This window comes from Sphingomonas sp. PAMC 26605, assembly GCF_000241485.1.
Taxonomy (GTDB): domain Bacteria; phylum Pseudomonadota; class Alphaproteobacteria; order Sphingomonadales; family Sphingomonadaceae; genus Sphingomonas.
Genome location: NZ_JH584242.1, coordinates 147,780 through 158,566 on the forward strand (window position 1 = coordinate 147,780; position 10,787 = coordinate 158,566).

Sequence of the window (10,787 nt, forward strand, 5' to 3'; positions counted from 1 at the left end):
GTGGCGCTGCCGTGTAGAACCTCGCCCATAACTCCTCCCGCCATGCGTGTCGGTCAATCGTACCACCACACTGCGGGATCAAACACCTAGTTACTCAGACCGGGCCCGCCGATTTTGGATAGGCATGTTATCTTGACGAAATGGAGAGGGGCCTATTCGGCGTTGATCGGCACCCTCCCATGAGAAATGGACAATTGGAATCTGCACTCACACAGAACAACGCGTATTCGGCCGTTGTTTCGCGTAGTTCGTGTCCTCGCCCTCGCGACTTTTGGCGCGGCCCGTCGAACGCTTCGAGCGCGAACGTTTGCTCGACGCAAACGCCGGCCCAGCCTCGCGACGTCGGCGGCGCTCGACCAGAATAAGCGGCGAACAGTGGCGAAGCTCTCCCCGATAAAATTCCCCGACCGCTGTAAAAGCCGACACCCTACCAAAGGCCGAATACTGCTTGCCACCGTTGACACAGCGCCGCTGCTCCGATGGTCCTCCGTGCCACCTAAGTATCCTTTCGCGCGCGTTTGGGGGTCAAGCGACCAGAGAACTTCCGGAAAAGCAACACTCCTGTGACCCTACAAACAAACGGTATGCTCTACAAGTTGAACCGCTTTCCAAGTTTGAAGCCCAGGATCATGGCGAATAACTTAGACATTATGTAAACGTTTGTGTTATTCCTATTTGACAACTGCATGGATATTCGCCTTACGTCGTCTGCGGAGCAGCAACAGACCGGCGATCATGAAATATACAGCGCCTCCAATGGCGTATACGCCAAGATCCTTGACTTGAGCCTTATTGGAGAAACTGTGAATGATCAATACAGTTCCAGCCAGCGCGGATTGGAGACCGCTCAACACCATTGCCCACTGTCCACCCAGATATTTGCGCCGAGCGATTCCGACAGCGATTTGCAGCGCACCGGCGGCGAGCGCCCATGCACCAAAGACGAAAATGGCAGGGAGGGGAGACTCGCCCGGGAGAATGGTCAGCGCAAAGGCAGTTACGCCGCCGATTGCAGCATTGATATACTGAGTTGGTTTTGCGCCATTGGCAGCCTGCGAATTGCGGTTCATGTCATATAATGAACAAGCGGCATCGAAAAGCGGGTAAAATACCAGTAGAAAAATTGCTAAATCGGGCCTTAATGGAACAAAGAGGAGAATTAAACCTGCCCAGACGAATTGCACAAACGCGCGTGTGAAATACAGACTGCGAAGATTGCGCGCGATCTGCTTCTCTAGAAGAGCCGGGTCGGTCATAATTTTTTATCCTTGTCATTAGGTTTAACGAACATGCCCTATGTAAAGGGTGAGCTCGTTAGCGTCCGTTAGTCCTTGCGAGCATGTCGCGGGGGGTGTGGCCCCACACTGGTGCGAAACCGACCATGGGGTTCCTGCCGGATGTCGAACCGCGTCCACTCGGCAGCTTGGTCCTCTCTCGCGACAGAATTCTTCCCGCCCACGACGAGTGCGGAAAGCCTCGCGGCTTCAATCGGATAGTTAGCTGGAAGTATAGGGCATCGATGACCAGTCCCGCGCCGGCAGAGGTACGGAGCGGCGAGCGAGAAACAATGGGCAGTGCCTCTCGTTTAGTCGCCGCTTATACTGGGCTTTCGCTTAAAGGGCGGACAATCCCGATGCCGCTTGGACGTCATCACAGCGATTGGGCGCGAGACAACTGCGGACGCGGTTGGCGCACCTAGTGGCTGAACATATCGGCAGATTCATCGGCTAGGGTGGTCCTTGCCTTTGAGGCGTGGGACGGCGTCTATATAACCGTCGCGGTGTGTCGCGCGCGCTAACCAAAACTTGAGTTACCAATATTTTGCCAGCGACACGAGAACAAAGACGCGCACCGCCCCATTGGCGGCGGTTCCAGTGTCGCTAACAAGCCGCAACATCGCACCGTACGTCCTCGGCGACATGAAGGTTCGCATCCTGTCGGCGGTTTTCTCGCCTTTACGCGAGCGGGATATGACGCCTTAGGCGTCCGCGAAATCGCCGAGTCGGCAGGCACGGACGCTACTATCGTCATCCGCCTGTTCGGATCCAAGGCAGGCCTGTTCGCGACCTCGGCGGAAAGTGCTTCGGTGTCGAGGATGTGTTCCACTGCCGCTGGCGAGCCTCGGCGAGCGATTGGCCAGCCACCTCCACGTCGCCGCTGGGCGGATCTGCCGACGAGGCCGAGACGGACGATTTCCTACTGCTGGTACATTCGGCAACCAGCATGACCGTAGCGCCGATTCTGATCGCGGCATTTCATCGCACGCCGGTTGAGCCGCTGGGGCAGCGTATTAGGTCTTTAGTTCCGGCATTTGATGGATCGGATCGAGTGTGAATCGCTCTGGCTCGATTGTCCAGATTTTGCAGAGGTATTCGAAGGGGTGAGGCCCTTCAGCGTTTTGGGACGGCGGCCGTAATTGAGGCGTCGATAAAGTCGTGGAGGTGTGTTTCGAGCTGCCGGTGGCCGTCGTAGTGATAGCCTTTGACGGTTGCCTCCTTGATCGTGTGGTTCATCCGTTCGACCTGGCCGTTGGTCCAGGGATGCCTGATCTTGGTGAGGCGCTGTTCGATGCCGTTCTCTCGGCAGCGCATGTCGAACATGTGGGTGATATAGCGGACAGGCACAATTTTTCGAATCGTACGCTTCCTGGTAATTACAAACAGGTGTGCCTCTTGAGCAGGCCTACCCGGGCGCTTAGCGTATCCCTGGGTTCGTTCTATTTACCGATCCCAAAGAGACGCGTCGCGAACACCATTTTCGCGGGCGTAGCGCCGTCCTAGGTGGTATCCGCAAGCCTCGGAAACACGCGTACGTTTTGGTAAGCGGCCGATCGGCTCAGATGCCGCGCGGCGCCCCGTCAGCTCCTACGCCGGTGCTGCCGCGGACCACCAAGCGATAGTCCACCGCGCGGCGATAGCTCGAGTCTGCGCTACGGTCACGATACGCAGGATCTGCAAGCATATCGACTGCCTCGGCTGCCATCGCCGCTTTGGGTTGATGGATGGTGGTAAGCTGTGGCCATGTAACGCGTGAACTCGGTGCGTCGTCGAAGCCGGCGATCGCCAGCGTGTGTGGCACGGCGAGTCCACGGCGGGTGGCCGCCATCAGCGTCCCCAGTGCCATGTCGTCATTGCTCGCGAAGATCGCCGTCGGGCGCTCCGCCAGCGAAAGCAGTGCATCGGCTGCGACAAACCCGCTGCGCGACGAAAAATCCCCTTCTCGGATTAGATCTGCGGCGATCGTCAGGCCCGATCGCGCCATTTCCGATGCGAAGCCCTGCAAGCGGGTCGCGGTGGCGCCATGCGCCGGATCGCCCTTGATAAAGCCGATGCGGCTGTGCCCGAGGCCGATCAGATGCCGTGTAATCTCGGACGCTGCCGAAGCATCGTCCATCCGGACATATCCCGAAACCGCTTCCGCCCCGCTCGGGGCGATGCGAACGAAGGGTATGGCCGCCTTTTCGAGCAGCGTCGTGAGGGCGTCGTCGTCGCACAGCGGCGGCGTGAGAATGACGCCGTCGAGGTTGAGCCCCCGCAGCGAACTGCTGAGCTCGCATTGCCAATCGGCGGTGCGTTCGACGCGTTCGACTATAAGATGATAATTCTTTTCGCGGCAGCGCATTAGCGCGCCGAGTTGTACGTCGGCGGCATAGCCCGAGGCAGGATCGTCGATCAGCAGTGCTAGCAGATAGGAACGCGAGCTTGAAAGGCTGCGGGCGAAGGCGTTGGGCCGATAGTCGAGCTCGCGCACGACCTCAAGCACGCGGTCGCGTTTATCGGGGCGGACATGCGGCTCGCCGTTGATGACGCGCGACACGGTCTTTGCCGAAACGCCGGCGCGCGCGGCAACATCCTTGATGGTCAAGACACTCACGCGCTTTGCGAACCCCCTTTGGCGCAGCTCAGAGCAAAAGCCGCCACGGCAATATAGCACAGCGCGGGGAGAATGAGCGAGGGGCCAAGCCCGACGCGATCGGCGATCTGGCCACACAGCGTCGGAATCACTGCACCGCCGACCACCGCCATGCACAGCAGCGTCGCGGCCGGCGTTGCCCGCTCGGGCTGGGTAGGGAGTGCGAGAACGTAGATCGTCGGATACATGATCGAGTTGCACAGCCCGACGGCAATAAGCGCGACCGATCCAAGCATGCCGCCCAATCCGGCACCGATCGAGGTCAGGACCGCGGCGAGCAGCGCTGCACCCAACAGCGGCTTCGACGGCGCGATCCGGCGCATCACGACAGCGCCCGCGAAGCGCCCCAGCATCGCGCCGCCCCAGTAGAGACTGACCATGCGCGCGGCGAGGGCGGGTCGCGCATGCAACGTCCCGGGCTGCATCAGATAATTGGCGAGCAACGCGCCGATCGTAACCTCCGCACCGACATAGGCGAAGATCGCTGCCATGCCTCCGATCACTCTGCGATCCGAGAGCGCTAAGCGCAGATAAAGCCGCCCGGCGCTGGTTCCGGCGGCATGTGCGGTGTCGAGGAGCCCGCGGTTGCGCGCGTAGACGATCGCCAGACCGGTTAGGATGACGAGCGCGAGAAGAAAAGGCGGTCCGCCCTCCGCGCCGAGCCCTTCGGTCAGGAAGCTGGCGCCAAACAGCGGCGCCGCGATCGTGCCGATGGAGTTGCAGCCTTGCAGGAGGTTCAAGCGGAACGCAGCGCCGTCGGCGGCGCCGACCACCGCCACGACGGTGTTGCTGGCGATCTGTAGGAAGGTGATGCCGCAGGAGAGTAGCAGCAAAGCGCTTAACAGCAGCGCAAAGCGGTGCGACGCATTGGCGACGAGCAACAATGCGGTCGCCGCAGCCATGATCGTCAGGCCAACGGTTGCTGAGCGCATATAGCCGTGGCGTACGATGATGCGGCCAATCGGAACCGCAAACAGCAGATAGCTCAGGTAGAAGGCCAGCTGCACAAGCACCGCGTGCGAGTAATCCATCCCGTACAGTGCGGTCAGCCGCGGCACCAACAGGCTCACCAGCGCTGTGACGAAGCCGCCGATCGCGAAGACGCCGATCGAAAGCAGGAACAGACGTCGCGAGACGAGCGTAGCGGGTTCGGAGTCCAAGGGTGTCGTCAAGGCCGCCTGCACGATCGCGAAGGGGAGACGCGAAGCCCGGCGCGGTTCGTCACACCAACGCGTTCCTGCGGATCACTTCCTTGTACCAGGCGGCACTCAGCTTCGGCGTGCGCTTCTGGGTAGCAAAATCGACGTAATGAATGCCAAACCGCTTGGTGTAGCCGTCGGCCCATTCGAAATTATCCATCAGGCTCCACAGGAAATAGCCCTTTAGCGGATATCCGTCCGCCACCGCGCGATGGAACTGGCCGACATAATTGCGAAGGTACATGACGCGGTCGGCATCGTCGATCCGGCCGTCGTTTACCGGATCATCGGCCGAGGCGCCGTTCTCGGAGATGTACAGAACCTTGGGCTTCCACAATTCGCTGACCATGCGGACGCCCCAATAGGCGACCTCCGGCCCCACCACGAGCCATGGCGACGCCATACGCGGTGAAGAGGCAATGTGCGGGATCGTGGCATAGCCCTTCGGGCCGGCATCGGCACGGACCCACTCCGGTGCGTAGATATTGAGCGCAACAAAATCGAGCGGGCTGCCGATCGCGGCCATGTCGCCGGCCTGGACCTTGGGTGCGTTGGCACCTTCCTGGGCGAGATATTCGTCGATGTAGCGACCCTCCATGATCGCAGTGAGGAACATCGCATTGTTCTCGCGCGTCGCCTTCTTGGCGGCGGCGATATGCTCGGGCGTCTCGATCACGGGGACATAGAACGTCGTGTTGTCTGCAATGCCGACCTTGGTGCCGGCTTTGGCGTGGGCGCGGATCGACTGGACGGCGAGGCCATGGGCGAGGACCCCGTGGTGGCGCACTTGGTTGACCTGCGCTGGCGGGAGTTTGAGGCCGGGTGCGTGCCGCCCCTCCTGATGGCCGATGTCGGTGAAGCAGCGCAGCTCGTTGACGGTCATGAAGTCGTGAACGCGATCGGACAGTTTGCCTGCCATGAAGCCGGCATAATCGGCGAAGGCGAGGGCGGTATTGCGATTCTGCCATCCGCCCGGCAGCGCCTGCGGCAGATCCCAATGGAACATCGTGACATAGGGCTGGATGCCCGCTGCGAGCAGCGCGTCGATGACGCGGTTGTAGTAATCGATGCCCTTCGCATTGGGCTTGCCCCGGCCCTCGGGAAAGATCCGCGACCAGGCGATCGACATGCGGTAGCTCTTGACGCCGAGCGCCTTCAACAAAGCGATGTCCTCGGCGTAGCGATGATAGCTGTCGCACGCCACGTCGCCGGTATCGCTGTTGGCGACCCGCCCCGGCGTGTGCGAGAAGACGTCCCAGTTGGTCGCCCCGCGACCATCCGCGGTCACCGCGCCTTCGATCTGATACGACGCGGTCGCGCAGCCCCAGGCGAAGTCGGCCGGAAACGACAAATCGACCGGGGCCGCCAAGAGGCGCTGCGGCGCGGCTGCCAGACCCGCGCCGAGCGTCAGCCCGTTCCGGATCATATCGCGACGGTTCATACCAACTCCTTGTCTCGCCAGAGACATTTACGATTCCAGGATGGCGCGCGCGCCCGGTAAATTCCAGCCCATATCCCTTGGTGGATCAGGGTTTGAAGCGTTGCTCCGACAGGTTCGCCGATCCGCTTGCGCCAAGGTCGGCGGCGTCGTGGCCGATCGATGCGCGATAGCTGCCGCCTGCCAGACGCCAGCCCTTTGCGGCATCATCCCATTTGGCGAACGTCCGGCGTTCGGCGCTGAGCGTCACATGCCGCGTTTCGCCGGGCTTGAGCTCGATCCGCTGGAAGCCCGCCAGCCGCGCCACCGAACCCGCGGTCGGCGGCGTGACATAGAGCTGCGGCACATCGGCGCCCGCGCGTTGGCCGGCATTGGTGACGTCGAAGCTCACGCTCAGCGCCGCGCCGCCTGACACCTCGAGGTTGGCATAGGTGAATTTGGTGTAGGAGAGGCCGAAACCGAACGGGAAGAGCGGGCGCTGATTGCGCTTGGCGTACCAGCGGTAGCCGACGTCCGCGCCTTCGGGATAGTCGGCGACAAAGCCCTTCGCGTCGCCACCGGCGCTTCCTGCGTTCGAGGCCGCGTCGTCCTTTGCGACGTCGCTCAGCCCGACCGGCTGCGGGCGCGGTGCCTGGCGCTCGTCCGCCGGGAAGGTGATCGGCAGACGGCCCGAGGGGTTCACCTTGCCGAACACGATGTTGGCGATCGCTTCGCCGCCGCGCTGCCCGGAATACCAGGCGGCGAGCACTGCCGGCACCTTCTGTAGCCACGGCATAGTCACCGGACCGCCGCTTTCGAGCACGACGACAGTGCGGCTATTGGCGGCGGCGACCGCCTCGATCAAGGCATCCTGATTGTCGGGCAAGACGAGCGTGGTGATGTCCTCGGCCTCGGTCCGCCATTGGGTGGCGAACACCAGCACGACATCCGCCGCTTTGGCCGCGGCGGCGGCCGCAACGGGATCGCTTCCGTCGATATAGCGCACCTGCGCGCCGGGATTGAGCGCTTGCACGGCGCGCAAAGGCGAGCTGTTGTGCCAGGTGGTGCGCGCGAACGACGCGGCCGGACCGCTCTTCAACGGAATTTCGACCGGAACACCGCCGATCGAGCGGACCTGCGACGATCCGCCGCCCGACAACACGCCGACATCGGCATGCCCCCCGACGATCACGATGCGTTTCGCGGTCGCCGCCAGCGGCAGGATCCCGCCGGCATTGCGCAACAGGACGATGCCCTCTTCGGCCGCCTTTTGCGCGACCTGGGCATGCGAGACGACGTCGATCGCCTGGTTGGTGGCGGCAACGGGATTGTCGTACAGGCCGGTCTCGATCACCCCGGTCAGCACGTTGCGCACCATCGCATCGAAGCGGGCTTTGGTGACATCGCCCTTTGCCACCGCCGCCGTCAGCCGGTCGCGGAAGAAGTCGTCCTTATCGAGCTCGGCGCCCGAATCCTGGTCGAGCCCGGCGTTCACCGTCTTGGCTGTCGAATGGACCGCGCCCCAATCCGACATTACCCAGCCCTTATAGCCCCATTGCCCGCGCAGGATGTCGGTGAGCAGCGTGTGGTTCTCGCAGGCCCAGTCGCCGTTGACCTTGTTGTAGGCGCACATCACCGACCCGGGGTGACCGCCTTCGATGCCGAGCTTGAACGCGAGCAGATCGCTTTCGTGCAGCGCCGGCCAGTCGAGCCGCGCGTCGACGATCATCCGGCCGGTTTCTTGCGCGTTGAAGGCGAAATGCTTGATCGTCGAGACGATGTGGTTGCTCTGCACGCCGCGGATGTGTGCGCCGATCATGAGCCCGGCGAGCAACGGATCCTCCCCGAGATATTCGAAATCACGCCCGTCCCACGCGTCGCGTGTTAGGTTCACGCCACCGGCGAGCAGCACGTTGAAGCGCTTGGCGCGCGCCTCCGCGCCGATCATCGCGCCACCGGCATAGGCGATTTCGGGATCGAAGCTGGCGGCGGTGGCGAGGCTGGCGGGGAGGGCGGTCGCCGTATCGCCCTTGCGCTGCTCGACCTGGTTGGCGACACCGAGGCTGGCGTCGCTTTCGCGCAGCGTCGGGATGCCGAGCCGTGGGACCCCGACCATCTCGCCTGCCGACGGAATGAGATCGTCCGGCGCGCCGGGCTTGCCCTGCGCCATCGGGGGAAACCAGGTGCGGACGATCTGCATCTTTTCGTCCTGGGTCATCGCTTTCACGAGCGCGTCGGCGCGCGCCTCGGCGCTTAGCGTGCGATCGCGCCACGGCGCGGGCGCGTCGGGCTCGGCCAGCGCCGGGCTGGAGAGTATAGATGCGACGCCTGCGAGCAGCAGGATACTCGTCGGTATCGGGTTCGCGCGCATAGGACCTCTCAATGGTTTCGATGATAATGCTGAACGAGGGACCGGTGGTCGGGCAAGTTCGCGACGGCCTGCAGGCCGGCTTGGCGGATCTTGCCGAACGCCGCGATAGCGTCGCGCGCCTGTTCTGGCTGCGCTGCGAGAATGCCGCGCCCGGCGTCGGTCGCATAGCCGAGGCCGTGAAGGATGAACGCCCAGCTCGGCGGCAGAAATGTCTCGTAATCAACCACAAAGTCGAAGCGTGAGGGCAGGCGGTGGCGCCACTGCGCGAGCTTGTCGCGCAGGCCTTCCGGCCAGCTCGCCGGATCGGCATTGTCGCGCCAATAGGGCGTGTCGCGCCGCTGGCTGACGCAATAGTGCAGCTTGAGGAACTCGACGGTCGCCGCGAAGCGCGCGGTCATCTGGCGGTTGAAGCTGCGCGCGGCGCCGGCGAGGGCGGCCTGGTCGAGCGGCCCCGTCAGCATATCAGCCACCATTCGCGCGGCAACCTCGACGAGCATGATCCCGGTCGATTCGAGCGGCTCGAAAAACCCCGCCGACAGACCGATCGCGACGGTGTTGCCGATCCACTGCTGCGTTCGATACCCGGTGCGGAACCGCAGCAGCCGCGTCGGGAGGTCGACGCCGTTATACGTCCGGATCACGGCTTCCGCGGCTTCGTCGGACATATGCCGGCTGGAATAGACGCATCCCGTGCCGCGCCGCGTCGAAAGGCCGATGTCCCAGATCCAGCCGGCATCGTGCGCGGTCGCCAGCGTGTAGGGCGCGATCGACGCGTCGGCTTGAGTCGGCACTTGCATCGCGATGGCGCGATCGTTGAACAGCACGTCGCCGACATCGTGGAACGGCGCCTCGAGCGCCTCTCCGATCAGCAGCGCGCGAAAGCCCGAGCAATCGAGGAAGAAATCGCCGGCGATCGGTTCGCCCACGAGCGGGGTCAGCGAGGCGATGTCGCCGCTCGCTGTGCGGTCAACCGCGGCGATTGTCGCTTCGATCCGCTCGACGCCGTGTGCAGTGGCGACGTCGCGCAACCACAAGGCGAGCTTAGCCGCGTCGAAGTGGTAGGCATAGTTCATCGGTCCGCCAAAGTCCGCGTCCTGCGCTCGCTTGGGGCCCTTGCCGGCGCGGATCACGCGTTCCTGTGCGGTGACGGCGTCGGCAAAAGCAGGGCGTGCCGGATCGCGCGCGGAATCGAGCCAGAAGGGCAACAATCCCGGCGCATCGCCGCCGAGCGGCAGGTTGAACGGATGGAAATAGTCGTCGTCGGCATGGCCCGGCGTCGCGCCGCCCGCCCAGCCGGCGAAGCGCACGCCCTGTTTGAAGGTCGCGTCGCTCGCGCGCATGAAGTCGGCTTCGCTCCGCCCGAGCGTCGCGATGGTGGTCCGCAAGGTGGGGAAGCTGCCTTCCCCGACTCCGATCGTCGGGATCTCGGCGCTTTCGACGAGCGTGATCGTCCAACCTCCCGCGTGCGGTGGACGCGGCAGGGCGCGGGCGAGATAGGCCGCGCTGAGCCAGCCTGCGGTGCCGCCACCAACAATCACGATCCGTCTTGTCATCGCATCCCGTCCGCCAACTGGTTCGACCTCAGCCTTTGCAAAGACCCACTCGCGTCCCGGCCTTGAAAAAGCGGCCACCGTCCTACCCGGGGGGAGGGCGGTGGCCATAGTCATGCTCCAGGGGGGAGCTTCCCGGGGGGGGAACCTTTAAAACTTCGCGCGCACGCGCACGCCCCACGTGCGCGGTGGCTCGTAATTGGACAGGAAGACCGTCGCGAGACCGTTCGTACCGGGCGTACCGGAAACGCCCGAGCTGGTGCGAATGCGATGGTCTGTGAGGTTCAGCGCAAAGGCTTCGATCTCGTAACGGCCACCCGGCGCGGAATAGTTCAGCC

The 10,787-nt window shown here is 63.3% G+C and carries 8 protein-coding genes and 1 pseudogene; 1 reads left to right on the top strand and 8 read right to left on the bottom strand.

Features of this window, described 5'->3' with window-relative positions:
- Positions 1–671 precede the first annotated feature (671 nt).
- A complete protein-coding gene (locus RH90_RS23605) occupies positions 672–1,256 on the bottom strand; it encodes a DUF308 domain-containing protein (protein WP_010188069.1) in 585 nt (194 codons plus the stop codon).
- 602 nt (positions 1,257–1,858) lie between these two features.
- Between RH90_RS23605 and RH90_RS24795 the strand changes: the two genes are divergently transcribed.
- Complete coding sequence (locus tag RH90_RS24795) at positions 1,859–2,227, top strand: helix-turn-helix domain-containing protein (RefSeq protein ID WP_081477039.1); 369 nt, start codon at positions 1,859–1,861, stop codon at positions 2,225–2,227.
- A gap of 63 nt (positions 2,228–2,290) precedes the next feature.
- Here RH90_RS24795 and RH90_RS18905 read toward each other — a convergent pair.
- From RH90_RS18905 to RH90_RS24025, 7 genes and pseudogenes are all read right to left on the bottom strand, one after another.
- A pseudogene (locus tag RH90_RS18905) lies at positions 2,291–2,603 on the bottom strand (integrase core domain-containing protein); the annotation flags it as partial.
- Between the two features lie 232 nt (positions 2,604–2,835).
- Entirely contained in the window at positions 2,836–3,873 is a 1,038-nt protein-coding gene (locus RH90_RS18910) for a LacI family DNA-binding transcriptional regulator (RefSeq protein ID WP_029625475.1), read from the bottom strand.
- Positions 3,870–5,084 (bottom strand): MFS transporter, encoded by a 1,215-nt coding sequence (locus tag RH90_RS18915; RefSeq protein WP_157134730.1) that lies wholly within the window; start codon positions 5,082–5,084, stop codon positions 3,870–3,872. The genes RH90_RS18910 and RH90_RS18915 overlap by 4 nt, the downstream gene beginning before the upstream one ends.
- A gap of 49 nt (positions 5,085–5,133) precedes the next feature.
- Positions 5,134–6,552 (bottom strand): GH1 family beta-glucosidase, encoded by a 1,419-nt coding sequence (locus RH90_RS18920; protein WP_010188076.1) that lies wholly within the window; start codon positions 6,550–6,552, stop codon positions 5,134–5,136.
- A gap of 85 nt (positions 6,553–6,637) precedes the next feature.
- Positions 6,638–8,899, bottom strand: coding sequence for a beta-glucosidase (locus RH90_RS18925; RefSeq protein WP_010188078.1), 2,262 nt, complete (start codon positions 8,897–8,899; stop codon positions 6,638–6,640).
- Positions 8,900–8,907: 8 nt separating this feature from the next.
- Positions 8,908–10,452, bottom strand: a complete 1,545-nt coding sequence (locus RH90_RS18930; protein WP_029625476.1) for a tryptophan halogenase family protein — start codon at positions 10,450–10,452, stop codon at positions 8,908–8,910.
- Between the two features lie 147 nt (positions 10,453–10,599).
- The coding region (locus tag RH90_RS24025; protein ID WP_037493761.1) for a hypothetical protein at positions 10,600–10,787 on the bottom strand (188 nt) is incomplete at its 5' end.